Consider the following 25099-nt stretch of genomic DNA (forward strand, 5'->3'; position numbering starts at 1 on the left):
AGAGTTCGGAGAGGCGGGCGTTACAAAGGGTTGCTGGCCCCCATCACAGCAGCTTGTCGAGCGTGATCGGCAGGTCGCGGACCCGCTTTCCCGTCGCATTGTAGATAGCGTTGGCGACCGCTGCGGCCGTGCCGGTGATGCCGATCTCGCCGATGCCGCGCGCGCCCATCGGCGTGTGCGGGTCTGGAATGTCGGTCCAGATCACGTCAATCTCGGGCACGTCCATGTGGACAGGGATATGGTACTCGGACAGGCTCGGGTTCATGACCCGGCCATTGCGTTCGTCGATCTGGGTTTCTTCCATCAGCGCCAGGCCAAGGCCCATGATGATGCCGCCGCGAAACTGGCTGGTCGCGGTCTTGGGATTGAGGATGCGCCCGCAGTCGAAGGAACCGAGGAAGCGGCTGACGCGCGGTTCGCCCGTGATCGCATTGACGCGTACCTCGCAGAACATCGCCGCATGGCTGTGCATCGACCAGTGCATGAGCTCGAGCGGCGGTGGCCCTTCGCCCGTCACTTCTATGCTGTCCTGACCCGCACGGGCGAGGATCGAGGCGTATGTCTCGTGCCGCTCGGGCTCGTCACGCTTGCAAAGACCGGCATCCCGGCATGCCACGTCGTCAGGCTTGAGGCCTGCCAAGGGGGAATCATTGCCGACAATCTCCAGCAGTTCCGTGATAAGCAGGCGGTGCGCCGCGATAACGGCTGCGCCGATGGCGGCGGTTTGCTGCGATCCTCCTGCCAGCACGGTGCCCGGAAGCGTGGAATCGCCGTACTCGAAATCCATCGCCTCGATCGGCAGCCCCAGCCGTTCGGCGGTGACCTGCACTTGCGCGGTGGCGGTGCCCATGCCCATTTCGTGCGCGGCGATCCCCACGCTGGCGCCTTTCGGCGTCATGGTCAGCCGTGCAGCGCCGCCGGGCATGCGGTAGTAGGGATAAGTGCCCTTGGCGCAGCCCATGCCGATGAGCCATTCGCCTTCGCGTCGGCTGGCTGGAACCGCACTACGCTTATCCCACCCGAACGCCTGTGCGCCCGCGCGCCAGGCATCGACGATGCGGCGCGAGGAAAAAGGCAGGCCGTTTAGCGGATCGACCTCGGGTTCGTTGCGGATGCGCAGTTCGATAGGATCGATGCCCAGCGCCTCGGCCAGTTCATCCATGGTTGATTCCAGCGCAAATGTTCCCACTGATTCGCCCGGCGCTCGCATGAAAGTATTGGCCAGGAGGTCCAGTTCGACCGTGTGCACATCGAGTTCAATTGTCTCGGCATCATAGGCGCTGCGGGCAGCGAGGATGAACGGCTCCGGCATGACGTTCGAGGGCGTCTTGGCGGTAAGGCCCTTATGGATCAGCGCTTTCAGCTTTCCGTCCGCATCCGCGCCAAGGCTGACCTGCTGTTCCGTCAACGACCGACCGCCGACCAGTCGGTAAACGCCTTCGCGCGACAGGACGAGGCGTACCGGGCGTCCGCAAAGCTGCGCGGCGGCGGCGGCAAGAACATGATGCTGCCACATGCATTTGCCGCCAAAACCCCCACCGACGTAAGGCGAGGTAACAACGATCTTGTCCTCGGGAATGCCGAACATCTGTCCGAGCGACCAAGCCGTATGGCTGACAAGCTGGGAGGCGTCGTGGATGCGCAGGACATCATCCTGCCAGGCCACCGTCACCGCGTGCAGCTCGATCGCATTGTGATTGTGGCGCGGAGTGCGATAGGTCGCATCGACGCGCACGGCTGCTGCATCCAGCGCGGCTTTCGCCTTGCCCTTCTCGTCATGCAGCGGCTGGCCCATGAACATCGCGGGCCGGGCGTCAGGGCGGGCTTCGTCGAATGCTGTTACGGCAGCCACGGCTTCATAGATCACTTCGATCAGAGAGGCGGCGTGATCGGCCTGCTCCTGCGTATCCGCCAGCACCACGGCTACGGGCTGACCGTTCCAGTGGACCTGATCGTCCTGCATCACTGGAAGGCTGTCCCCGCCCGCCGCCTTGGGGTTTGACATGAACGCAGGCGGCGGCGAGAGGCGGGGCGCATTGCGGTAGGTCATCACCTCGACCACGCCGTCGGCGGCCAGCGCGCGAGCGGTATCGAGGCTGGCGATGCGGCCCTTGGCGATGGTGCTGAAAGCAATGGCGGCAAAGACCATGCCCTCCATCGGAAACTCTGCCGCGAACCGGGCCGTGCCCGAGACCTTGAGCGGGCCGTCAATCCTCGATACCGCGCGCCCCAGATGCCCATGCTGGTGGCCGATCAGCGGATCGGGCACACCGCCCGGCACCCAGTTGTCCGGCGCCAAGGCGACGGCCTTCGCCATCAGGCCCTGCGCCATGCCCTGTACGAGGCCCTTGGCGTCCTTGGCGATGTTCATGCCGGGTCTCCCGTCAGTTCCTCAAGCACGGCGACGAGGGTGCGGCGGGCGAGTTCTATCTTGAAGCCGTTATGCCGCAGCGCGCGGGCCTGGCTCAATTCGGCATCGGCCGCTGTTGCGAAGGCGACCTGGCCGACAGGCCCGCCCCGCAGGACGTCCTCGGCGCGCCGTGCGCGCCAGGGGCGATGCGCAACGCCGCCGAGGGCCAAGCGAACATCGCGGATATGCCCGTCCTCGACGGTGATCGCGCCTGCGACCGAAACCAGCGCGAAGGCGTAGCTCGAACGATCTCGCACCTTGCGGTACGTCGAACGGCGGAGGGCAGGTGGCAGTTCGATCGCGGTGATCAATTCACCCTGATCCAGCACGGTCTCGATATCGGGTCGATCGCCTGGCAGTCGGTGCAGGTCGGCCAGCGGGATTTGCCGTTCGCCTTTGGATGTGCGCGTGTGGACGACGGCATCAAGTGACGCCAGCGCAACCGCCATGTCCGAAGGGTGTACGGCGATACAGGCGTCTGAAGCTCCAAGGATCGCATGGTTGCGATTGAAGCCCTCGAGCGCGTCGCAGCCCTGTCCGACGTGGCGCTTGTTGCAGCGCGATCCGCTCTCGTCGTAGAAATAGGCGCAGCGCGTGCGCTGGAGCAGATTGCCGCCCGCCGTCGCCATGTTGCGAATCTGGGCGCTGGCACCGGCAAGGATGGCGCGGGAAAGAATGGGGTAGCGCTGCCTGACGAGCGGATGCGCCGCAATCGCGGTGTTGCGTGTCCCCGCTCCGATCATCAGGCCGGCGTTCGCAGTTTCCTCGATACCGACGGCAAGGCCGGATACGTCCACCAGAGCTTCGGGACGCTCGATCGTCTCGCGCATCAGATCAACGAGATTGGTGCCGCCTCCCAGATAACGCGCTCCGGTCCCGGCCTGGAGCACGGCGTCGCTGGCATCGGCAGCGCGTGCGTAACGCAGAGGTGTCATTGCGCTGCCTCCGTTTCGGGCATTGGTGACGGCGCAAACGTTGCCGCGATGGCATCGATGATTCCGTTATGCGCGCCGCAGCGGCACAGGTTGCCGCTCATTCGCTCGCGGACTTCCTCGGCGCTGAACGGCATTGTCGGGGCGGCGAGGTCATCCGTAACGTGGCTGGGGACACCGCGCTGCAGTTCGTCCGCCATGCCGATCGCCGAGCAGATTTGGCCTGGGGTGCAGTAGCCGCACTGGAAGCCATCGTGTTCGATGAAGGCCTGTTGCAGTGGATGCAGATCGGTGGCGGAACCGATACCTTCGATCGTCACGATGGAGCGCCCGTCGTATTGTACCGCCAGCGCAAGGCACGACAGGATGCGCTCCCCGTCCGCCAGAACCGTGCAGGCGCCGCAGGCGCCCTGATCGCAGCCCTTCTTCGTCCCGTGCAGGTGAAGGCGATCGCGCAGAAAATCCAGCAGGGACACGCGGGGGTCGAATGGGAGCTCGGCGGGCGCTCCATTAACGAGAATGCTCATCGCAGAAACCTCCTGATGCCGGATTTGGCTGATGGTCGGAGAATGCGCCTGTGTGTAACGCAGCCGGTGGCTCCGCGTGCCGGCAGCGCGGTATTGCGGTGTCGTCGTCAGGCAAAGCGATAGGGGCCGCCGCGTTCGAGCGCGGCCCGATACGCGGGCCGCGCGTGAATATTGTCGAGCCAGGCGATCGTCGAAGGACGCCCCACTTCCAGTCCTCCTCGATCCCGGGCCGCTTCGAGCGGGAAGCTCATCATGATATCGGCCGCAGTGAACGTATCGCCAGCGAACCACGGCCGGAAAGACAGTTCATGCTCGACGAAATCGAGGTGGACGTCGATCATCGGCTGCAGCTTCTTCTGTGCTGTCTTGCCCAGTAGCGGGATGCGTCCCAGCACCAGATTCACCAGCAACGGCGGCATTAGCGAGCCTTCCGCATAATGGAGGAAGTGGCGGTAGAGCAGTGCCGCGTCGTCGCCATAGGGCTTACCCAGACGTCCGTCAGCCTTGCTTGTGAGGTATTCGATAATGGCGCCGGTTTCGGCGATGATCCGTTCGGACCCGGAGTGATCGCGATCGACGATTACCGGCGACTTGCCGAGCGGATGAATGCGCCTCAGTTCGGGCGGCGCCAGCATCGTCTTGGGATCGCGTTCGTAGCGCTTGACCTCATAGGGCAGGCCGAACTCTTCCAGCAGCCACAGGACGCGCTGCGAACGCGAGTATTCCAGATGGTGGACGACGATCATCGGTGCATGGCTCTTCGTCGATTACGCGTACGATGCCAACGGACTTCGGGCGGCAAGGTTACGGCCTCAGCCCCGCCGCGTCAGAGCGCCGAATGCCTGCTTCACCTTGGAAATCCCGAAACGAAGCGCCTGACCGGGATCGATATGCGGCATGGCGGGAATCTCATCAGGATTGACGACGGCATGGAGGATCGCTGGCCCGGGTTCGGCCAGCCATGCATCCACGGCGGCGGTCAGTTCGTGCGGCTTTCTTGCCGTGAACCCGCGCGCGCCGCAGGCCTGCGCGAATGTGGCGAAGTCGAGGTTGGGGAACGAGGCTCCCTCGCTCGGCGGAACTCCGGCGCCTTCCATCTCCAGATGAACAAGGCCCCAGGTGCTGTTGTCATAGACCACCACCTTGACCGGCAGCTTGTGTTCCACTGCGGTCATGAATTCGCCCAGCAGCATCGTGAAACCGCCATCGCCCGCGTGAAGGATCACCTGCCGCGCGGTATCGAGCGCCTGGACACCGTTGGCTATGCACCATGCCGGTGCCGACGGCGGCATTGTTGAACGAGCCGGTGATCTGCTGGCGCCCGCTCTGGCGCAGCCAGTTCGCCGCCCACAGCGTGACCTCGCCGGTGTCCGTTACCCACACCGCGTCCTCGGCGGCACGATCGCTGACCGCGCGGGCGATGGCCTGCGGGTGCAGCAGGTCGGGCGATCGATCGAGCGCGGCCTTTTCGTCCAGCATCGCGTCCCACTTCGCGCGGTTGGCCTTCACCGCGTTCAGAAAGGCGGTGTCGCTTCGCTGCGGCAGGGCGTCGAGCAGCATGCGCAAGGCCGGGCGCACCGATCCGACGATGCCGAGCAACCGGCGTGCGGCGACCCAGCGCGAAGGCGCGTTCGTCGATCTGCACCACACGCGTCTTGGTGGGGAGGAACTCGGAATAGGGGTAGTCGGTCCCCAGCATCAGCATGAGGTCCGCCTGGTGCAGGGCATCGACGCCGGGCCGCCCGCCGATCAGGCCGATGCCGCCGATCCAGCGCGGGTCGTCGTAAGGCAGGATATCCTTGCCGCGATAGGTATGCATCAGCGGTGCATTCAGGCGGTCCGAGAGCGCTTTCAGCTCCTCCGCAGCGGCGTGACAGCCAAAGCCGCATAGGACGGCCACGGTCTTCGCCTCGCCGATCATCTGCGCCAGCGTGGCGATGTCGGCCGCTGCCGGTGCGACTTCGAGCCGGGGGCGCAGGGTGGCGATGCTCGGCACCGGGCCGGGAACTTTCGCGGCGAAGACCTCGGGCGGGATGGAGATGTGCGCGACGCCGCGCTCGCCATACGCATGCGCGATCGCCTGTTGAATGACCGCTGCTGCCTGATCGGGCGAGGCGATGATCTCGCTGTAGACGCCGACGTTGCGGAACAGCGCGACAGGATCGTCTTCCTGCAGGTAGTCGCTGCCGCGCTTGGCCGTGGCGACGCCGCCCGAGATCGCGAGGACCGGCCATGGTCCTTGCGGGCTTCGTAAAGCTCCGGTCACTTTCGTCTGCCCTGCCGCGGCGAGCGCTGCGCCTTCCTCATGGCGCACGCCGATCCAGCGCACCTTGTTCTGACGGCGGATCGCATCGGTGAAGGGGGGGAGCGCATCGCCGACGATGCCGAAGGCCGATCTCGTCGAGAGTGGCAACGAGAAGTTCGGCTACGGTAAGGGACATGGGCGTACTCCTGCGTATATCGGGAAAGCTGTGCGCGGGTCAGCCGGGCTGGCCGTTGGAAGCGGAAATCCCTGCGTCGACGGCAAGGATCGCGCCCGTCACCAGCGCTGCGTCATCGGACGCGAGGAAGGTAACCGGGCCGGCGATGTCCTCTGCCCTGGCGTGCTTGCCCAGCGCCGAGCGTTCATGGAACTTCGCGATCAGCGCCTCATCGTCGAGCATGTCCTTGGTCAGATCGCTTTCGGTGAGGGCTGGGGCGACGGCGTTGACGCAGATGCCGGATTTCCCGAGGTCGAGCGCCAGCGCGCGGGTGAAGTTGACCACCGCATCCTTGGCGGCGTTGTAGGCAGTCATGTCCCAGTCGCCGCCGGTGCCCGATACCGAAGCGGTGTGAACGATGCAGCCCTTGGTGGCCTTCAGGTGCGGCAGGGCCAAGCGTCGAAATTTCGCAGTTCTGCCGGTGTTTTTGTGAAACCTGCATTGCGGGCCATCGTATCGGTATGCTCCCACCCTAAGACTTGGCTCGCCGGAGACGTAATAACTCCGTCCATGGCCGGTACAATGCCCATGTAGAAAAAGCCGGTATCCAAGCTCAGGGCCCCGACTTTCACCGGCACCCGGCCAGGGTTCTCTGGCAACATGGCTCCGGTCGGCTGATCCGCCACGCCTGGGCCAAATTGACTTTTTCTGTTAGTACTGATGGTCAAGTCGCTGACATTGTTGACCGTGTCGTGAAATTTGCCGGATCCGTTCGTATCGAAAGTTAGCGAGCCAATCGCTGGGCCGCCAATAGACACCTGATAAACGGCGCTGGATGTCGGTGTCGGTGAAGGTGCGGGCGCCGGAGTTGGAACTGGTGTGGGGACAGGGGTTGGAGCGGGCGTACTGCCGTTGCCTCCCGAATTATCGCCTCCACATCCCCCGGGCAACAGCAGCGCCAACGCACACGAAAAACCACCGATCGCAAATCTCATAATGCCCCCGAAGTCCCTCATCAGTCAGGACAGGGCATAGAAATTTCTAATTTTCTTAATTATATCAATATTTTATATTCGCCATACGGTGTTAATTCACAACGCCAGCTTGATTTGTTGGTTCGACAGTCTTCGTCGTTCGCCGACCAAAAGGCGAAATCATCCGCGACCCACCCATTCAATGGCACTCGCGGCGCTGCTCTGTCGCCATCCCGGCAGCCTAAAACGCTAAATATCCATAGACCAGTGAGTGGGGCCCGCAGGTTCGTCCCTCGGAGACTATCGTACGCCTACCAGCACCTGAAGCTCTTCGCGATAGCGGAATGGTGGCTTTCAGCCGGGGATCCTGGGAAGTCGCCATTCTGGGACCTACGGGAGAGCGGACATATGGCATGACGAGATTTGCGTTTCGGCAATGGTCCGCGGGGCAACCATTATTCGATCTTGGGATGGCGCGGCGACATGGCTGCCACCGCGCTACCTATCCGGTCGCCGCGTCGAAGCGCGGGGCGTGGTCGAAGTCCGCCTTGCCGAAAGGGCGGTCGCGGAACATGTAGCCATAGTAGAACTCGCGAAGGCGGCGATGGTAGTCGCGGATCTGGTCGCGATAGGCGAGTTGCGCTGTAAGGTCGGTCCGCGCCATCCCGGTCAACAGCGCCTGCACGCCAACCGAGGGCAACACCCAGCCGAGGCTGCGCGCGGTTTGATCGCGGGTCTCAAGGCCCTGCCGATAAGTGCGCACCTTGCCCGCCAAGCTCTCGTCGCCGACCTGGTGGAAGGCGAAATACCACTTGTAATGGAACGCTGTGCCCAGAGGCGCGGAATCGGCCCATTGCGGGTGACTGGCATAGAAAGCCCGCATCGTGTCCTCACGGGGAATGTCCCATGCGTGATTGACGGCCTCGCGCTGGGCCAGAGCGATTTCGGCGCCCTGGTTCACCGGGATCGCGCGGTTGATAACGACATGACCGAGCGTCGGCAGTACCAGCACGAGCACCAGCCATAGCGCCGCAAGGCTTGCCGCATTGGCGACGCTGCTCCAGCGCAGTCGGCCGATCAGCGCGCTCAGGCCTGCCCAGAACAGCAGGTAGCCAAGGACTAACCCCAGAATTACCAGGATCGCGCCAGCTGCGACGCCCGATATGCCGGCGGCTACGGCGAAAGGCACGCCGATCGCCGCCCACAGCAGCGCAAGGCGCAGCAGGGTGCGACGTCGCCACAAGGCCGCGCCGCCATGCGGGAGAGCGGCAAGCGTGCGCCAGCGCCCGGCCTCGCGTTCGCCCGAGGTCAGGTCGTGGCATAAGGCGATGACGAACAGCGGGGCGAGGAACACCAGCACGAAGGCGAAGTCGAAGCGGCCGGGAAGCGCCAGTTCCGGGTTGAAGGTATCGCCATCGTAGATCTGCGCTTCGAGGCCCAGCGCCCGCACGCGCAGGATGTAAGGGGAGACGTCGCGCATCCCCAGCGCCGCGAAGGCGAGCGGTGAAGGCGCGTTCCAGGTCGGATGGAAGCTGTAGTAGGCGGCGCTGCCCGCATCCTTCTCCTTGTCGACCCAGGCGGCGATGGCGCCGATGTCCTCGGCCTGCGCGGCAACAATGGCGGCGATGGCGGCGCGCTGGCGACCGACTTCGGCCATCCCCGCGACCAGCGCCGCCGCCGTCAGCACCGCCAGCAGGCCAACTGCGATCATGGCGAGGCGCTGGCGCAGCAGCAGGCGGGCTTCATGCATCCACAAGGTCATCGGCGCTCTCCCAGACGGCAGGTGGCGAAGGCGAGCAAGGCTCCGGCAAGCATGAGCCATCCGGCGATCACGACCAGCCCCGGCAGAGCCCGGCCGGCGAGTGTCGCACCGTCTGGCGCGCGATACGTGAAGTCGGGCATCTTTTCCCAATTACCGGCGGCAATGCGCTTGCGGCGGTCGGCGTCCGCGTCGCTCGCAGTGTCGTTGGCATAGGTGACGCCATCGGCCTGCAGCCGGTTCAGCCGCTGGACGAGGTCGTAGCGATAGGCTTCCGCCTGTTCGAGAAAGCTGCGATGGGCCGCAAAGTCGGTCCCCGCGGCTGCCATCGACAGCGAGCGCAAGGCGATCGCCGGACTGATTGCGCCGACCATGCCGACAATGGCGTTCTGCGAGCCCTGTGCCGCGTAGCTTTCGCCGCTGTAGCGCTCGAACAGCGCGGAGGTGACTTTCTCTCCCTCCACCGCGAGAAGCCCCTTGTAGTTGACCGGCAGGTCTTCCACCCGCGTCACGCCGTAAAGCCGGAGCACCGATCGCTTGAAGGCGGCGAAGTGCGGATCGTCGGGGCTGTGGGCATCGCCGAGGCGGCGCAAGTCGCGCGCGATCGCCACTTCGGTCTGCAGGCGGTTCTGCAGGGGCACCGCCGCGCTGGCGATATCCGGCGCCACGCGCGGGAGCAGGACGACGCTCACCGCCCAGATCGCCACGAGCGCGAGCAGCGCGTCGCGGCTGCGGCCGACCAGCGTGGAAACCAGTACGATGGCCGTGACCCACAAGAGCAGCCATGCCGCATAGCCCAGCACGATCACGGCCATCGGCAGGCTCGCCGCGCCTGACGTCCCCGCTAGCGCGACGAGGCCCAGGATCGCAGGCAGCACCACCAGCAGGGCGACGGTGCCCAGCGCGCGCAGCTTGCCGCGCACGATCGCCCCGCGCGTCGCGCCCTGCATCATTAGCACGCGCAAGGTGCCGCGCTCCGTCTCGCGAGCGACGGCGCCATAGCCGAGGAAGATTAGCAGGAGCGGCGCCACCGTCTGCAGCACGAAGGCGGGCGTCAACTGGCCGAAGCGGACCAGCAGCGAGCTCTGGTTGACGTCGCCGAAGTTGGCGGTGTTCTGACGGTGCCCTTCGAGGAACATCGAATTGCCGGTGAAGGCATCGACGCCCGGATCGAAGGCGGCGAGCGCGCTCAGCGGGCGGAAGATGAATGTGCCGTAGTGGACCATGCGATGCGGATGCCGGTCCGGCTGCGCGTCGAAGGCCTGCTCGGCCTCGTGCTGGTGACGGGCGCGCAAGTCCTCGATCTCGCGCTGGTGCGCCCAGGAGCTTGCTACCGCCACCAGGGTAAGCAGCACCAGCAGCACGCAGGCGATCACAGCGACGCGGTTGCGGCGCATCAGCCGCAGTTCGTCAAGCGCTATCAGGGTGGCGGCGTTCATGCCGCCACCCTCTGCGCGGCGACCGCGAAGCGGGCGTGCAACGCGCGCACGTCGAAGCGGTCCTCGCCCCGCGCCGTCACGTCCTCGACGATGCGCCCGGCTTCGAGGAAGCAGATGCGATCGGCGATGTCGGCGGCGCTCAGCAGGTCATGCGTCACCATGAGCACGGCGGTGCCACGTGCGCGCACCGCGAGCACCAGAGCGTTGAAGTCCGCCGTCGCGCGCGGATCGAGGCCGGAAGTCGGCTCGTCCAGCAGCAGCACCGGCACTTCGCGCAGCAGTGCGACCGCGATGGCCACCTTCTGACGCATCCCCTTGGAGAAGGCGCCAAGCCGCTGGTCCCAGGCGCGCTCCTGCAGGCCGGCGGCGGCGAAGGCCTCGACGATCGGCGCGCGGCCCTGCTTCCCGCCGGAGAGGGCCAGCAGGTATTGCGCGTTCTCCACGGCGGTCAGATGTTCGTAAAGCGCGACGTTCTCGGGCAAGTAGGCGATCTGGCGGCGAGCGTCGTCGGGCGCGGCGCCGGGATCGATGCCGCAGACCGAAATGGAGCCGGCCTGCGCCTTCACGAAGCCCAGCAGGGTCGACAGCGTGGTCGATTTGCCCGCACCATTACCACCCAGCAAAGAGGTCACGCTGCCTGCGGGCGCCGAGAGCGAAAAACCGTCCAGAACCCGGTGGTCGCCGTAAGTGACAGCGAGGTTCTCGATCAGGATCGGCAGTGTCGTTTCAATCATAATGTTTCCCGAATATTGCTAAAGAAGTCAGGATTTCTGCGGATTTTGCGGCCTCCTGCCTTATTAATTGATATGATGCAACATATCATTGACGGCCGCCGTTTGTGCTGACAGAAGCCCGCCCGAACGAGGCACCGCGCTGCCTCGGGACATAGTCACCGTGGGGATCGCATGCTTCGCTTTACCAGGAATCGTCGGCTGCTTGCCGGAACTCTGCCGTTCGCCATCGCGCTGGCGCCGTCTGGCGGTGCCTTGGCCGAAGAGGCCGGAGCCGAAGGTGAGGAGCGCAGCGAGGCGATCACCGTAAACGGCGTGCGCCAGGCCTATCGCGGCGACTTCGCGGTGTCGGAAATCCCACAGTCGATTTCCGAGATCGATGCGAAGACGCTGGAGCAGAACGGCATCCAGCGGCTGACCGACGCGCTCGATCTCAACGCCTCGGTGGTGCGGCAGAACACGCTGGGCGGCTTGTGGGATGCCTTTGCGATCCGGGGCTTCGCTGGCGACGAGAACATGCCGAGCGGCTATCTCGTCAATGGCTTCAACGGCGGGCGCGGTTTCGGCGGGCAGCGTGATACGGCGGGGATCGAGCGGGTCGAAGTGCTCAAAGGGCCCGCTGCAGCGCTGATCGGGCGCGGCGAGCCGGGCGGCACGATCAACCTCGTGACCAAGCAGGCCGAATTGGGCTGCAGCTTCGGCACCGCCGCGATCCAGTACGGCAGCTGGGACCGAGTGCGCGGCGAGGCCGACGTCAACATCTCCCTGACCGGAGGTCTTACCGTGCGCCTGATCGGCTATGGCGAGGAGGGCGATACCTTCCGCGATCACGTCCATCAGTCGCGCTGGGGCTTCCTGCCCTCGGTCGGCCTCGCGCTCGGACCGGATACGCGCCTGACCTACGATCTGGAGAAGACCCGTGTGTCGGTTCCGTTCGATCGCGGCATCGTGGTGCTGGACGGCAATTTCGACACCGTCCCGCGCTCCCGCTTCCTTGGCGAGGCGGGTGATGGCGATACGATCGCCCGCGCCGAAGGGCACCAGTTGCGGCTCGACCATCAGTTCAGCGACCGCTGGAGCCTGCTGGTGGGCGGAAGCATTCGCGATACGCTGCTCACCGGATTTTCCTCCGATGCGGAGACGGCGGCCTCGCGTCAGGCGCTCTACACCGACGGCCGCTCGCTCTCGCGCCAGCGTCGTTCGCGTCGTTACGATGCACGGCACTATGTACTGCGCGTGGAACTGGCGGGTGAATTCGAGACCGGCGCGCTGACGCATCGCGTGCTGATCGGTGCCGACTACGACAATTTCGATTACAAGCAGTTGTTCCTGCGCTTCCGCCCGCCTGCCCTCAGCACCAATCCAACGGCGCAGCAGGGTAATGTGATCGATATCCTCGACCCGGTCTACGGCCGATTCGCGCTGCCTGTCGGCGCGACCATGATGGATCGTACTGACCACCAGCGTTCGATAGGCGCTTACGTGCAGGACCAGATCGAGGTGACTAACCGGCTTCAGGTCCGCATCGGCGGGCGCTTCGACCACCTGACGCTGGAAACCGACAATCGCCTGACCAGCCAGAACAGCCGCCGCAAGCGCAGCCGCTTCAGCCCGCAAGCCGGCGTGGTCTACGAACTGAGCGATCCGGTGACGATTTACGCCGCCTATGGGCAGGGCTTCCGGGCCAATGTCGGCACCAATGTCAACGGGCAGATCTTCGATCCCGAAAACAGCGAATCCTTCGAGGCAGGTGCCAAGCTGAGCCTGCTGGGCGGAGCGCTGACCGGAACGCTGTCGGTGTTCCATCTCACCAAGGCCAATGTGCTGGCGACCGATCCCAACGCGCCGGGGTTCTCACTGGCGCTGGGCAAGGCGCGCAGCCGCGGCGCCGAGTTCGACCTTGCCGGGAAGCTGCCGGGCCGCGTCGATGTTCTAGTGAGCTACGCCTATGTCGATGCCGAAGCGCGCTCGGCGATGGTGGACCCCAATACCTCGTTCCAGGTGCAGGTCGGCGATGCCCTGGTGAACATCCCGAAGCACAACCTCAATATGCAGCTCGCCAAGTCCTTCACTCTGGGCAAGCGCGAGGTGCAGATCGGCGCGGGCATGCAATACGTGGGGAAGCGCTGCGGCGAAACGGGCACCGATTTCATGCTGCCCTCGCACGCGCTGTTCCGCCTGTTCGGCAAAGTCGACGTGATGGAGCATCTCGAACTGTTCGGTTCGGTGACCAATCTGTTCGATGAACGCTGGTACGCCAACAGTTACTCGCCGCTCTGGGTGCAGCCCGGCGCGCCGCGTACTGGGACCATCGGCCTGCGCGCGCGCTTCTGATGGCAGGGGATCGATCGATGCTGAAGTTCGCCGTCCTCGCCGCCACTCTCGCCATCACGACTGCCGCTGCAGCGGCGGAATCGGCACCGCCCGCCGTGCTGCCGCCTGCGCTGGCATGGTCGGGCGCGAGCGAGAAGCTGATCGTCCAGTCCGGCGATCCGTGGATCACCCCGGCCGAGGCCTCAGGGTTCCAGGCCACGCCGCGCTATGACGAAGTGCGCGACTGGCTCGACAAGCTGGCCAAGGCCTCGCCACTTATCTGGGTCGAGAGCTTCGGCAAGACCGGCGCAGGCCGCGACCTGTTGATGGTGCGCGCCAGCACCGGCGGACCGGGCAAGCCCGTCGTGCTTGTGCAGGCGGGTATCCACTCAGGCGAGATCGACGGCAAGGATGCCGGCCTCATGCTGCTGCGCGACATCGCGGTGCGCGGCAAAAGCGGCCTGCTCGACAAGGTCGATCTCGTCTTCGTGCCGATCCTCAACATCGACGGGCATGAGCGCTCGAGCCCCTGGAACTTCCTCCACGTGCGCGGCCCCGAGGCCAAGGGTACCGAGGGGAACGCGCGCAATATCAATCTCAACCGTGATTACGCCAAGCTCGACACGCCCGAAGTGCGCGCGATGGTCGCGCTGCTGCGGCGGCTGGACCCGGCGCTCTACATCGACTGCCACGTCAGCGGCGGCTTCGACATGCAGTATGACGTGACCTACACATATGCAGGCTGGGGCAAGTATGCGCGCCACCGCGCTACCGCGCTATGGCTGGAACAGCGCTTCGGCCCGACCGTGAAAGCGGCGCTGACGCGCGCCGGGCACGAGCCGATCATTTACCCCAGCCCGATCGACACTCGCGATCCGCAGAAGGGAATCCGCTACAGCCCCGAAGGTCCGCGTTATTCGACAGGCTATGGCGACTTCATCGGTGTGCCCACGGTGCTGGTTGAGAACCACATGCTCAAGCCCTACCGCCAGCGCGTGCTCGGCACTTATGTGCTGCTGGAGGCCGCACTCAAGCTCGCCGCACAGGACGCGGGACGCATCGCCGAGGCCAAGGCGATCGACCGCGCCGAACGCCCCAGGCAGTTGCTCACCCGCTGGGCTCCGGCCAAACAGCCGATCGGCTGGGTGGACAAGTTCAAGGGCGTCGCCTTCGAGACATACCATTCGGCGGCCACCGGCCGGATGGAGCAGCGCTGGACCGGCAGAAGGATCACGTTCCGCATGCCGATCATCGGGCAGAAGCCGACCGAGGCTGTCCCACTCCCCGAGGCCTGGCTGATCCCCGCAGCGCAGACCGAGGTGATCGAAAAGCTGCGCCTGCATGGCATCGGCTTTGAAACGCTGGCAACCGACAGGGTCCTTCGTGTGGACACGGTGCGCCTTCATGACGTCAGGCTGGCCCCGGCCCACGATGGACGCATCCCGGTGACGGCGCGTTTCACGCACGAACAGAGCGAGGCGGCGATCCCGGCAGGCACGGTGCGGGTTGCATCCGACCAACCGCTCGGACTGCTCGCGGCGGCGCTGCTGGAGCCGGAAAGCCTGGACAGCTTCCTCGCGTGGGGCCTGTTTCCCGAAGTGCTTTCGGCTCCCGCAGGAACAGAGGATTTCGTGATGGCGCCGATCGTCGACGCGTTGCTGGGATCAGATGCCGAACTATGCGCGGAGTTCGTCAGCAAACTGGCTGCGGACAGCACTTTTGCTGCCAGCTCCAAAGCGCGCTTACAGTGGCTGTCTGATCGCCTTCCTCATCGCGACGGGTTCAGCCGCGTCTATCCAATACAACGGGTGGTTGTCGAAAATTGGCTCGGCAAAATGTAATGACCGCAATGGGCGCGTCTGAGCGGCTTACGCGGCCGACATCGCCGACCCTTTTCGGTCACACAATCGCCGATTTCCATTCCCCAGGTGCAGCCCGTCTGCTTTGTCGGTCACCAAGTAGGAATGGTACGATGTTGTCTGACTAAGGCTATATCTGCGGTATGGGAGTCCAAGATTTGCGCCCGTTCAATTGCCGTCGGCATCGACCATGAACACTACGGGCTTGCCGCGCGATGCGGGATCCCATCCGGCCGACAGGGCTGCCCTTACGCCGCGCGAAGCAATCGTGTCGTTGATATGCAAACGCCCTTTCGGCAACCCTTTCAGCAGGCGCTTTGGAGCCGGAAATTCCAGCACCGCTTCACGCGCCATGCCGTGCTGGCGCAGAGAAATTGTCATCCCCTTCCAGCCATCGGAAGAGGACAATTGGGGATCGCTGACGAGCTCCCAGTCATATTTGAACCCGTCGATTTCGATGGTGCCACCACGGCCATGTTTATGAAGCATGGCACGCCTTTAGCATGTCGGCGGCAGCACTCCACCCCGCATCCGGGCCGCGCATCTATGCGCATGACCCTAGTCGTCCAGCCAACCGCATAGTATCTCGCCCTCGTGCCCTTCGGGCGCCAGCGCCGCGCGCGACGCTTCCAGCAGTGGTGGCAGTGCCTGCATGAAAGCGTAGGGCGGATTGACGATAAAAAGGCCTGCGCCGTTATAGATGCCAGGCTGCTCGCTGTCGTACAGCCAATGCTCCACCACCAGAAATTTCGGGATGCCGAGCCTGCGCAGCTGCGCCTTCCACCGCTGGTGCGTGGCGCTGTCTTTCAGCGGATACCAGATTACCGTCACGCCATGTGCCCATTTGCGGTGGGCGGCGGCGAGGGTGGCGGTGATGCGCGCGCGTTCGTCCGTCTGCTCATAGGGCGGGTCGACCACCACCACGCCTCGAGGAGTCCGGGGCGGCACCATCGCCAGCCAGAGTTCATACGCGTCGCGTTCATGTATGGCCGCGCCGGTGCCCCGCATCGCGCCGCGCAGGGTACTGGCATCGTCCGGGTGCTTTTCGTTGAGGATCAGGGCGTCCTGCGGGCGCAGGAGCTGCGCCAGAAACTGCGGCGAGCCGGGGTACAGGCGGGGTTCGTCGCCCCCATTCACCGCATGCACGGCGGCCCGATAGTCGTCCAGCAAGGGGTTCGCGTCGGCAAAGGCCCGCAGCACGCCCTGCGTGGCCTCGCCGGTGCGCTGCGCGTCGTCGCCGCCAAGGTCGTACAGCCCGCAGCCGGCATGGGTATCGATCAGGGTCAGCGCGCCCGGCTTGTGCTGCAACGCGCGTACCAGCGCGATCAGGAGGCTGTGCTTTACGACATCGGCGCTGTTGCCGGCGTGGAAGGAATGGCGATAATTCATTGCGGTTCAAAAATCCTGACGATCAGCCTCTAAACGAGTTGCTGAACCTTCTGCAAAGCGAAGTTATGATCGTGCCTTTTTTGTCAGGCGCGGAAGCGGAGCGCTATGCGGTTGAAGTAACCAATCCGGCACCCGCATAGAGTCCTACATCGCATTTCGGCGAAAGGCTCCAAGCCTGCGTCAGCGATCGCCATTGGAGATGCGAGCCTGATCGCAACCGATGCTAATCGCCAGGGCGGGGTTCGCGGCGGTGAGCCCTTGCCGCCGGAGGCGACCAACCATGCGGTGAACGAATATCTGGCCGTGCTCGACGATGCCGCGTTTGGCGCCGCGACGCCTGTCGTTCCGAAGTTCCTGTCGCCTGCCGATCCTGCCGCGCGCTGGACCAGCGCCAAGGGCGGTCAGGCGTTCTTCGCCTACTGCACCAATTATCTGATCGACCTGAAGAACGCCGTCATCATGGATGTGGAAGCGAGCACGGCGGTGCGGCAGGCTGTTGACTGCAGCACGGCGGATGATCGATCGCGTCCAGGACCGGTTCGAAGTCTGGCCCGCGCGACTGGCGGCGGACACCGCTTATGGTTCTGCAGAAAACTTAGCGTGGCTGGTGCACGAGAAAGGGATAAAGCCACATATCCCGATCTTTGATCATAGCAACAGGCGCACCGGCAGCTTCCAGCGATCCGCCTTCCGCTTCGAGCATAAGCGCGATGTCTATGTCTGCCCGGGGGAAAAGGATCTGAAGCGGCAGCATCGCAACTTCGCAACATCTCGCTCCGGTGTCGATCAGGATGGCTTCATGTGATATCCGTGTTGCCTCACGAAGAAATGTTCCCGAGCAACGCGACCGTTGCCTCACGTAATTGTTCCTTACAGGCCCTCGCGCAGCAATGCCATTGCATGTGACGGATTGCCGTGCAGCTGAGCCGTAGGCGAGGCGGAACGGTAATCCGTCACATGGCCGTGAGGATGGTTTCCGTGTCGCCTGGCGCGGCGCTGGCCAGCCCGGAAGAGTGGCTGAACACCAGCGCTCGCGCGTGTTCGGTGCGCCAGCCTTTCAGACGGCGCTGGATAGTCCGCAGGAGGCCGTCCGGGTAGATGTTCGGCTGCTCGGCTTGCAATTTCTCCAGTAACTCCCGCCCGGTACGCCAAGGCTCGTCTTCGAACCAGGCCTTTAACTGGTCGGTAACCTGAAGCAGTGGATCCGGTCGACGCCGTTCTCGCTTGCGCGGCGCTTTATCAACCGCCGTGGGCCGCGCCTCACCATTGTGCCATAAAACTTTCAGGCTCGAGAGGAACGCCCCCAGCGGTGGGGGGGAGGTTTCGGTAGGATCTGCCAAGACGACGGCGTCGGCCAGGACCACCAGTTTCTGCTGCGCGGTGCGGATGTCTCGCAGCAGTCGAACCGGATCCAGTCTGGCGGCGAGGTCCCGTAGCCGTTCGCGTGTCTGCTCGCTGGTCCGCGGGTCATCCATCAAACGCTGGAACGGTGTCGCGGGAGCGTGATAGCGCTTGTGGACTTTGGCGCCGTCGCGGCGCTTCTCCGCCAACTTGAATGAGGGCTGGAAGAAGTTCACGAACAGGCGCGCCGCCGCATACAATTCGGCGAGCAACCCAGCTGCTTCCAGTCCCTCAAACCGGCGATAGCCCACCAGACGGCGTACAACCGAACCGTTCTTCTGCTCGACCCAGGCCTGATCGTTCTTGCGATAGGGGCGGCAGCGGGTAAACGCGATTTCCGTCGTCGCGCAGTAATCGCGCACGGTTTCATTGATGAACACGCTGTCATTGTCGGAATCAAATCCCAGCAACGGGAACGGCATCAGCTTGCGCAGCTCCTTGAGTACCTCCACCAACAACGTTTGCTCGCGCACCAGCAACGGTGCGCATTCGGTCCAGCCTGTCGCGATATCCGTCAACGTCAGCGTCCAAGTCCAACTCCCTTTCGCCACCGGACCGCTATGAGAAACAAGGTCGGCCTCCATATGTCCCGGCGCCGGATCTCCCCAATCGCTGAATGTTCGGATCGGAACACTGCGCCTAAGTTCAGATCCCGCCACGCCGCGACGCCGGACCTTATGGCTGTTCCCTTTCGCGGTCTGTAAAACACGGTCAATCGTGGCCGGGCTCATCTGCAACAAGCTTCCTTTGATCGCCGGATCGAGATCAAGATGGCCATGGCCCTCCATCGCCTCGATCAGAATCGGGATAAGCGGCCGAAGTCGCTTGCCGCACAGGCGGTCGCTGGCCTCCCACAATACGAGCAACGCTCCGCGCACCGCCTCGTTGTAAATTCTCCGCTCGGGTCGCGTCGTTTCCCTGATCAACGGCTCCGCCCGCAATAGTCTCATTGCATGCTTCCGGTGGAAACCTGTGATCGCGACGAATTCGTCGAGAACCTTGCCCTTGCTCGCGCGATCGGCCGAGCGATACCGCTCGCCGACTGCTTCAATCAATTCCCTGCGCGTCGCCATGCTCACCTTCCGCATCGTTCCCTCCCGGCCAATGCCGGGAGCAGTTTAGATGAGGCAACGGCAGGTTTGCCGGGAGCATTTCAGGCGAGGCAATGCGTTTCTCGTCCAGATCGCCGCGCAACACTGTATGCCTTGTAGCGCTCTCCCGATACCATCAGTTTCCACGCGATGCGAGCAATCTTGTTGGCGAGGGCCACGGCGACCAGCTTAGGCGGCTTCCGCTTCAGCAGGTCCAAGAGCCAGGGGGTCGCATGCTTGCCGCGTCCAACGCGAACATGCCGTAACAATGCTGTGGCGCCTGCTACGAGCACGCTTCTTAGGGCCTCGTCCCCAGCACGGGTGATTTTGCCTGTCCTGGTTTTGCCGCCGGTCGAATGATCCTTTGGTGTGAGTCCCATCCACGCCGCGAACTGTCGGCCGGATTCGAACAGCTCGGGTGCTGGCGTTTTCATTGTGAGAAGCGATGCGCCGATCAGGCCAACGCCTGGTATCTCAGCCAAGCGGCGCGCACGCTCATCGGCACGGTGCCACTGTGCAAGTTGCGCCTCCGTTTCGGTGATCTCTTCTTCAAGCTGCCGGAAGATCTTTCCCTGCGTCGCAAACAATGTCCGGGCAAGTGCGGGGATAGAGCGATCGGTAGCAAGACGGTCAAGAAGCTGCTCGATCCTGCATTTGCCTTTGGCGGCGATAAGACCAAACTCGGCCGCATAACCCCGGATGGAATTTGCCACTTGAGTCCGCATCTGGATGAGACGCTCTCGAACACCGACCAGCATCAATCCCGCCTGCTGTTCTGGTGTCTTAATCGGCACGAACCTCATCGAGGGACGGCTCATCGCTTCACAGATGGCTTCTGCGTCCGCTGCATCGTTCTTCCCGCGCTTCACGTAGGGTTTGACCAGTTGAGGGGCGATCAGTTTTACCTCATGCCCATAAGAGGTCAGCAACCGCGCAAGATGGTGAGATGCACCGCAGGCCTCAAGCGCGACGCTGGTCGGCGACAATTTCTCGAAGAACATCATCATGTCCGCTCGCCGGAACTGCTTGCGCAGTACCGGCTTCTCGGCCGTGTCGACCCCGTGAAGTTGAAAAACGTGCTTTGACGTGTCGATCCCAATACGGATAAGCTTCTCCACGGACAGTCTCCCTCATGTGGTCTTCAACAACCTCATCGTGGCACATCGTGATGCCGTTGGGAGGCCGTCCACACCAACAGGTCTGGACGATCGTCTCTGGGAACACGGCGGTGATGGCCTCTGGAAAGCCCTTCAGGCCGTCTACGACGGCCAGCATGATGTCCTCAACACCGCGGTTCCTCAGCTCGTTCATCACCCGCAGCCAGAATTTGGCGCCCTCGTTCTGCTCGATCCACAGGCCCAGGACGACCTTGCCGCCATCGGCACGCACGCCTAGCGCGATGTGGATAGCCTTGTTGCGGACCAGACCTTCGTCACGGATCTTGACCCGGATCGCGTCGAAGAAAACCAGCGGATAGGCCGGATCGAGCGGTCGGGCCTGCCAGGCGGCGACCTCTTCGAGCACGGCGTCGGTCACCGTCGAGATCAGGTCCGGCGAGACGTCGATACCGTACAGATCGCGCAAGTGCCCGACGATCTCCCGTGTGCTCATGCCGCGCGCATACATCGAGACGATCTTGTCGTCGAAGCCCGGAAACCGGCGCTGGTACTTGGCGATCAATTGCGGATCAAAGCTGGCCTGACGATCGCGCGGCACCTCGATCTCGATCTTGCCGGTGTCCGTCACCACCGTCTTGCGGCCATAGCCATTGCGGCTGTTCCCGACCTGCGAGGCATCGCCAAGGTGGTAATCCATCTCGGCGTTGAGCGCCCGTTCGGCCAGCGCCTTCTTCAATGAATCCAGCAGGCCGCCCTGCTGGAGCGCACTGGCCGCATCGCTGCCGGCCAAGAGTTGATCGAGTAAATCAGCCGGGATCGCCGGCTCCTTGCGTCGAGGCATACTCATCGTGCTGGCGCGTATACCCGCCAATCTGGGCACGGCGGGTGCGGCGGCGGGGTTGGCGCTGATGTGCCTGTATGCCGCGCTGAGGATCGATCAATGCCGCGAAGCCCTGCTGCGATGCCGATGGCAACTGGCCTATCCCATCGTCGCGCTGGTCTCGATCGCATGGGCGGTTCAGCCTCTGGTGACGGGCAGAGCGGCGGTGCAGATGGCGGTGACCGCGTTCGCAGGCCTGCTGTTGTCGCAGGCTGTTCGCCCGAGGGCGGTGCTGGCAGGGCTTTTCTGCGCCTTTGCGGGCTATACCGTGATTTCGTTTCTTGTCGGACATACGCGGCCGGACGGCGTGACCGGGGCTCCGGCACTGTTCGGCCTTGGCGGAGAAGCGAAGAACTACTTCGCCGACAGCGCCGCCACGGGGGCGCTTCTGGCGGTGGCCATGCTCGCGGCAAGCCTGGAGAGGCGGGCATTCGGATGGGCGGCCGGTCTTGCAGGCATAGCCGTGGTTTGCATCCTCGCGACCGAGCAGGCGCGATCTGCCGGTGCCGTGGCCTCGCTGGCATTGAGCGGCGCATTACTGGTGCTGCTTCTGGCATTGCGCATGCGATCGTTGGCTTTCAAGGCGCGTGCTGCCGCTGTGCTGGTTGCAGGCTTGTGCCTGGGCGCCGTCTTCTTCGAGCAGTTGTTGGAAATAGTGCAGCAGTTGTCGTCGAAGGATGCCGGGCTCACCGGGCGGGGTTACCTGTGGTATCGTGCCCAGTTCATCATAGCCGAACGTCCCTGGCTCGGGACCGGCTACTTCGGTTTCTGGACCCCGACGAACCCGGATGCGGTCGGGCTCTGGCGACATTTCGACATTCGCCAGGAAGGAACCGCCTTTTCCTTCCATAACAGTTATATACAGACCATCGTGGAGACAGGATATCTGGGGCTGGCGGTGCTCGTCGGGACGTGGCTCGCCGGGACGCTTGCGCTGTTGCGGCGGTTCGTGCTGACACGTTCGCTGCCGACGTGCTTCTGGCTCGCCTATCTGACGATGGAACTGAGCAAATCTCCCGTCGAGCCCATTCGTCCGGCCGCTCTGGTCGCGCCTACGGTGATGCTCTTTGCGGCGCTTGGCTTCGGCTGGTTTCCTGCCGTCCGGGCGCCGGAATCAGCCTGAAGTCGTCCCCAGACGGCGCTCGTCTTCGCGGTCGATGGCCAGCAGCGACACGCCCTTGCTTTCGGTCATGACGAGCGCGGAGATCAGGCTGATCGCTCCGGCTCCCGCGACATAGAACGCGATGGGAAGCCAGTCGTCATATTCACGCAGCAGGCTGGTGCCGATCAAGGGAGCCCAGGACCCGGCGAAGATCGCGGTTACCTGATATCCGAGGGAGACTCCGGAATACCGCATCCGGGTCGGGAACATCTCGGCCATGATCGCGGGCTGCGGTGCGTACATCAGGGCATGGACGAACATGCCCAGGAAAATCCCTCCCAGCACGATGGCCGTACTGGCATTGCCGAACATCGGAAATGCGATGAAGGGCCATGCCATCGTGAGCGTTGCGCCCAGCAGGTACACTGGCTTGCGCCCGATCCGGTCGGCCATCGCGCCGAACAGCGGGATCAGAACGACATGGAGGATATGGGCGCAGAACAGCAGTGTCAGGATCTTGGTCGTATCGACGCCGATATGCGCCAGATACGTGATCGAGAACGTGACGACCATGTAGTACAGGATGTTCTCGCCTACCCGCAGGCCCATCGCGGTAAAGACGCCGCGCGGGTAGCGCCGGAACACTTCGACCAGCCCGTAACCCTGGTGCGCCCGATCCTCGGCTTCGGCCTTGGCGGCTTCGAAGATCGGGGAATCGGAGACTTGGGTTCGAATGTAATACCCGATCCCGACAATCACGGCCGAGAGCCAGAAGCCGAAGCGCCAGCCCCAAGACAGGAACTGTGCGTCGGACAATGTCGCCGACAGCACCAGCAGAACGATCGTTGCCAGCAGGTTGCCCAAGGGCACGCCAGCCTGGGGGAAACTGCCCCAGAAGGCGCGGCTATGATTGGGGCTGTGCTCTGCCACCAGCAGGACCGCGCCGCCCCACTCCCCGCCAAGTGCAAAGCCTTGGACGAAGCGCAGCACGACTAGCAGCACGGGCGCCCAATAACCGATCGCGCCGAACGTGGGGAGGCAACCCATCAAGAATGTTGAGCAGCCGATCAGCATCAGGCTGAACTGAAGCAGCGATTTGCGCCCGATCCTGTCGCCGATGTGACCGAACACGATGCCGCCGAGGGGGCGTGCGATGAAGCCGACCGCATAAGTGGCGAAGGCCGCGATTACGCCGTCCAGATCATTGCCGGTGGCCGGGAAGAACAGTTTGCCGAAAATAAGCGTGGCTGCGGTTCCGTACAGGAAGAATTCGTACCATTCGACCACGGTTCCCGCCATCGAGGCGCCCACGACCTTGCGCAGGTAAGGCAGATCGGCTGTCTCTTCGTGCTGCATCGCTTCCACATCCCATTTCCCGTTACGCGGCCGTGCGTGGGTCAAGCCCGATCGTCACGTCGCGCGGGGATATGTTGCAGCGCATTCAAATTAACTCAAGTCGTTAGAATGGCTAGGGCGAGCCGAAGACGTGCGTATCGGGAGAGAGCCGGACGCCTCGAAAAACCGCTGGCGCCTAGCGGCTTGAGGTGATTCACTGCCTTTGCACGAGGGTGGAGGCGATGATGGCGGGACAGCCGAGTTTCTTCGATCTTTCGGACCGATACGAGGCGTTGAGCGCGGCAGGTGATCCGCTTGAACGGCTTGCGGCTGTCGTCGACTTCGAGGCTTTCCGCGGCCCGTTGGTAGCAGCGCTGCGGCGAAGTGTCCGCGGCAAGGGTGGCAGGCCGCCGTTTGATCCGGTCCTCATGTTCAAGATCCTCGCTGCAGGCGCTCTACTCGCTGTCTGACGAGGCCACCGAGTTCCAGATTAAGGATCGCTTGTCGTTCGAGCGCTTCCTAGGGCTCGGGCTCGACGGCACGGTGCCGGACGCAACGACGGTGTGGTTGTTCCGCGAGAGGCTGGTCAAGGCCAAGGCGATCGACAGGCTGTTCGCTCGCTTCGATGCCGCGCTCACCGAGCGGGGCTATCTCGCCATGGGTGGGCAGATCATCGATGCCACGGTCGTGCCGGCACCCAAGCAGAGGAACACCGAGGCCGAGAAGACGGCGATCAAGGAGGGCCGAGTGCCCGAGGGCTGTAAATCGGCCCAGATCAGGCAGAAGGATCGCGATGCACGCTGGAGCGTTAAGTACACCAAGGCAAAGGTGAAGGAGGGCGCCGATCCCAAGGCGGCGAAGCCAGTCGACCTCGCTATCCCGATGTTCGGTTACAAGAATCACATCGGCATCGACTGAGCTCATGGCCTCATCCGCACCTGGGGCGCGAGCGCCGCCAATGCCCACGACGGCGCGCGGCTGCCCGAGGTGGTCAGCAAGGACAACACCGGCTCGGGCGTGTGGGCCGACACCGCCTACCGGTCCAAGAAGAACGAGGCCTTCCTCGCCAAGGGCATGTTCACCAGCCACATCCATCAGAAGAAGCCGCCACGCCGGCCGATGCCCGAGCGCATCGCCAAGGCCAATGCGAAGCGCTCCGCCGTGCGCTCAGCAGTCGAGCACGTGTTCGCCGGCCAGAAACACCGCATGGGGCTTGTCGTGCGCCCCATCGGCATCGCCCGCGCCCGCATCAAAATCGGAATGGCGAACCTCGTCTATAATTTCCAACGCCTCGCCTGGCTTGAGGGGCGAACTGCGCCCGCGTGACGCCGAAAACCGGCCTTCAGGCTGTCCAACACCCGAAAATCAGAAGATCAGGAGGATAAAACAGAGGCCCACCGGACCCTCCCGCGCCGTCAC

General features: G+C 63.9%; 19 protein-coding genes and 3 pseudogenes. 5 read left to right on the forward strand and 17 right to left on the reverse strand.

Annotated features, from left to right (window positions below):
• Positions 1 to 43: 43 nt before the first annotated feature.
• The 11 genes from BES08_RS17910 to BES08_RS17950 form a co-directional block, all read right to left on the reverse strand.
• Positions 44 to 2371, reverse strand: coding sequence for a xanthine dehydrogenase family protein molybdopterin-binding subunit (locus BES08_RS17910; RefSeq protein ID WP_036530624.1), 2328 nt, complete (start codon positions 2369 to 2371; stop codon positions 44 to 46).
• Positions 2368 to 3345, reverse strand: a complete 978-nt coding sequence (locus tag BES08_RS17915) for an FAD binding domain-containing protein (RefSeq protein WP_008833381.1) — start codon at positions 3343 to 3345, stop codon at positions 2368 to 2370. Before BES08_RS17915 ends, BES08_RS17910 begins: the two co-directional genes overlap by 4 nt.
• Positions 3342 to 3869: a 2Fe-2S iron-sulfur cluster-binding protein gene (locus BES08_RS17920; protein WP_051587222.1), complete on the reverse strand. Its 528-nt coding sequence runs from the start codon at positions 3867 to 3869 to the stop codon at positions 3342 to 3344. The genes BES08_RS17915 and BES08_RS17920 overlap by 4 nt, the downstream gene beginning before the upstream one ends.
• Before the next feature lie 107 nt (positions 3870 to 3976).
• Positions 3977 to 4615 carry a glutathione S-transferase family protein gene (locus BES08_RS17925; protein ID WP_036530627.1) on the reverse strand — a complete coding sequence of 213 codons (639 nt, stop codon included), beginning with the start codon at positions 4613 to 4615 and terminating at the stop codon, positions 3977 to 3979.
• A 66-nt stretch (positions 4616 to 4681) separates the two neighbouring features.
• The gene (locus tag BES08_RS34635) at positions 4682 to 5161 is read right to left on the reverse strand and encodes a thiamine pyrophosphate-dependent enzyme (protein ID WP_202902902.1); all 480 of its coding nucleotides are present in this window, start codon (positions 5159 to 5161) and stop codon (positions 4682 to 4684) included.
• On the reverse strand, positions 5131 to 6282 hold the full coding sequence (locus tag BES08_RS17930; protein ID WP_202902903.1) for a thiamine pyrophosphate-binding protein: 1152 nt from the start codon (positions 6280 to 6282) through the stop codon (positions 5131 to 5133). The genes BES08_RS34635 and BES08_RS17930 overlap by 31 nt, the downstream gene beginning before the upstream one ends.
• Positions 6283 to 6349: 67 nt before the next feature.
• Complete coding sequence (locus BES08_RS17935; protein ID WP_236727501.1) at positions 6350 to 6745, reverse strand: SDR family NAD(P)-dependent oxidoreductase; 396 nt, start codon at positions 6743 to 6745, stop codon at positions 6350 to 6352.
• Complete coding sequence (locus tag BES08_RS33675; RefSeq protein WP_162177435.1) at positions 6727 to 7107, reverse strand: hypothetical protein; 381 nt, start codon at positions 7105 to 7107, stop codon at positions 6727 to 6729. The genes BES08_RS17935 and BES08_RS33675 overlap by 19 nt, the downstream gene beginning before the upstream one ends.
• A 658-nt stretch (positions 7108 to 7765) precedes the next feature.
• Complete coding sequence (locus BES08_RS17940) at positions 7766 to 9025, reverse strand: DUF3526 domain-containing protein (RefSeq protein WP_036530628.1); 1260 nt, start codon at positions 9023 to 9025, stop codon at positions 7766 to 7768.
• Positions 9022 to 10461 (reverse strand): ABC transporter permease, encoded by a 1440-nt coding sequence (locus BES08_RS17945; RefSeq protein ID WP_036530630.1) that lies wholly within the window; start codon positions 10459 to 10461, stop codon positions 9022 to 9024. The genes BES08_RS17940 and BES08_RS17945 overlap by 4 nt, the downstream gene beginning before the upstream one ends.
• Positions 10458 to 11195 carry an ABC transporter ATP-binding protein gene (locus tag BES08_RS17950; RefSeq protein ID WP_036530632.1) on the reverse strand — a complete coding sequence of 246 codons (738 nt, stop codon included), beginning with the start codon at positions 11193 to 11195 and terminating at the stop codon, positions 10458 to 10460. Before BES08_RS17950 ends, BES08_RS17945 begins: the two co-directional genes overlap by 4 nt.
• Positions 11196 to 11366: 171 nt before the next feature.
• Between BES08_RS17950 and BES08_RS17955 the strand changes: the two genes are divergently transcribed.
• Positions 11367 to 13526, forward strand: coding sequence for a TonB-dependent siderophore receptor (locus BES08_RS17955; protein WP_036530634.1), 2160 nt, complete (start codon positions 11367 to 11369; stop codon positions 13524 to 13526).
• A 17-nt stretch (positions 13527 to 13543) separates the two neighbouring features.
• Positions 13544 to 15346 carry a M14 family metallopeptidase gene (locus BES08_RS17960; protein ID WP_036530636.1) on the forward strand — a complete coding sequence of 601 codons (1803 nt, stop codon included), beginning with the start codon at positions 13544 to 13546 and terminating at the stop codon, positions 15344 to 15346.
• Between the two features lie 186 nt (positions 15347 to 15532).
• Here BES08_RS17960 and BES08_RS17965 read toward each other — a convergent pair whose 3' ends face one another.
• Together BES08_RS17965 and BES08_RS17970 are read right to left on the reverse strand one after the other, a co-directional pair.
• Positions 15533 to 15853 (reverse strand): hypothetical protein, encoded by a 321-nt coding sequence (locus tag BES08_RS17965; RefSeq protein WP_008830664.1) that lies wholly within the window; start codon positions 15851 to 15853, stop codon positions 15533 to 15535.
• A 69-nt stretch (positions 15854 to 15922) separates the two neighbouring features.
• Positions 15923 to 16753: a 23S rRNA (adenine(2030)-N(6))-methyltransferase RlmJ gene (locus BES08_RS17970; protein ID WP_008830665.1), complete on the reverse strand. Its 831-nt coding sequence runs from the start codon at positions 16751 to 16753 to the stop codon at positions 15923 to 15925.
• A 198-nt stretch (positions 16754 to 16951) separates the two neighbouring features.
• On the opposite strand from BES08_RS17970, the pseudogene BES08_RS34085 reads away from it, so the two are divergent.
• A pseudogene (locus BES08_RS34085) lies at positions 16952 to 17555 on the forward strand (transposase); the annotation flags it as partial.
• A 151-nt stretch (positions 17556 to 17706) separates the two neighbouring features.
• Here BES08_RS34085 and BES08_RS17980 read toward each other — a convergent pair.
• The 3 genes and pseudogenes from BES08_RS17980 to BES08_RS17990 all read right to left on the reverse strand — a co-directional run.
• On the reverse strand, positions 17707 to 19242 hold the full coding sequence (locus BES08_RS17980) for an ISNCY family transposase (protein WP_051587224.1): 1536 nt from the start codon (positions 19240 to 19242) through the stop codon (positions 17707 to 17709).
• Between the two features lie 65 nt (positions 19243 to 19307).
• Positions 19308 to 20363, reverse strand: a complete 1056-nt coding sequence (locus BES08_RS17985; protein ID WP_051587225.1) for an IS110 family RNA-guided transposase — start codon at positions 20361 to 20363, stop codon at positions 19308 to 19310.
• Positions 20364 to 20439: 76 nt separating this feature from the next.
• A pseudogene (locus tag BES08_RS17990) lies at positions 20440 to 21204 on the reverse strand (IS256 family transposase); the annotation flags it as partial.
• 7 nt (positions 21205 to 21211) lie between these two features.
• Here BES08_RS17990 and BES08_RS17995 point away from each other — a divergent pair.
• On the forward strand, positions 21212 to 22366 hold the full coding sequence (locus BES08_RS17995; RefSeq protein WP_036531017.1) for an O-antigen ligase family protein: 1155 nt from the start codon (positions 21212 to 21214) through the stop codon (positions 22364 to 22366).
• Here the strand turns inward: BES08_RS17995 and BES08_RS18000 are convergent.
• The gene (locus tag BES08_RS18000; protein WP_036531019.1) at positions 22358 to 23701 is read right to left on the reverse strand and encodes an MFS transporter; all 1344 of its coding nucleotides are present in this window, start codon (positions 23699 to 23701) and stop codon (positions 22358 to 22360) included. The two genes, BES08_RS17995 and BES08_RS18000, sit on opposite strands and share 9 nt — an antisense overlap.
• A 224-nt stretch (positions 23702 to 23925) precedes the next feature.
• Between BES08_RS18000 and BES08_RS18005 the strand changes: the two are divergent.
• Positions 23926 to 25006, forward strand: a pseudogene (locus tag BES08_RS18005) (IS5 family transposase).
• Positions 25007 to 25099: the final 93 nt, after the last annotated feature.

Origin of the sequence: Novosphingobium resinovorum, assembly GCF_001742225.1 — a bacterium.
Taxonomy (GTDB): domain Bacteria; phylum Pseudomonadota; class Alphaproteobacteria; order Sphingomonadales; family Sphingomonadaceae; genus Novosphingobium; species Novosphingobium resinovorum_A.

Coding starts and splice junctions, on each gene's coding strand:
- BES08_RS17970 (WP_008830665.1), bottom strand. CDS start 16,753: ATGAATTATCGCCATTCCTTCCACGCCGGCAACAGCGCCGATGTCGTA.
- BES08_RS17915 (WP_008833381.1), bottom strand. CDS start 3,345: ATGACACCTCTGCGTTACGCACGCGCTGCCGATGCCAGCGACGCCGTG.
- BES08_RS17910 (WP_036530624.1), bottom strand. CDS start 2,371: ATGAACATCGCCAAGGACGCCAAGGGCCTCGTACAGGGCATGGCGCAG.
- BES08_RS17920 (WP_051587222.1), bottom strand. CDS start 3,869: ATGAGCATTCTCGTTAATGGAGCGCCCGCCGAGCTCCCATTCGACCCC.
- BES08_RS17945 (WP_036530630.1), bottom strand. CDS start 10,461: ATGAACGCCGCCACCCTGATAGCGCTTGACGAACTGCGGCTGATGCGC.
- BES08_RS17940 (WP_036530628.1), bottom strand. CDS start 9,025: ATGACCTTGTGGATGCATGAAGCCCGCCTGCTGCTGCGCCAGCGCCTC.
- BES08_RS18000 (WP_036531019.1), bottom strand. CDS start 23,701: ATGCAGCACGAAGAGACAGCCGATCTGCCTTACCTGCGCAAGGTCGTG.
- BES08_RS17955 (WP_036530634.1), top strand. CDS start 11,367: ATGCTTCGCTTTACCAGGAATCGTCGGCTGCTTGCCGGAACTCTGCCG.
- BES08_RS17965 (WP_008830664.1), bottom strand. CDS start 15,853: ATGCTTCATAAACATGGCCGTGGTGGCACCATCGAAATCGACGGGTTC.
- BES08_RS17950 (WP_036530632.1), bottom strand. CDS start 11,195: ATGATTGAAACGACACTGCCGATCCTGATCGAGAACCTCGCTGTCACT.
- BES08_RS17980 (WP_051587224.1), bottom strand. CDS start 19,242: ATGCGGAAGGTGAGCATGGCGACGCGCAGGGAATTGATTGAAGCAGTC.
- BES08_RS34635 (WP_202902902.1), bottom strand. CDS start 5,161: ATGCCGCCGTCGGCACCGGCATGGTGCATAGCCAACGGTGTCCAGGCG.
- BES08_RS17960 (WP_036530636.1), top strand. CDS start 13,544: ATGCTGAAGTTCGCCGTCCTCGCCGCCACTCTCGCCATCACGACTGCC.
- BES08_RS17925 (WP_036530627.1), bottom strand. CDS start 4,615: ATGATCGTCGTCCACCATCTGGAATACTCGCGTTCGCAGCGCGTCCTG.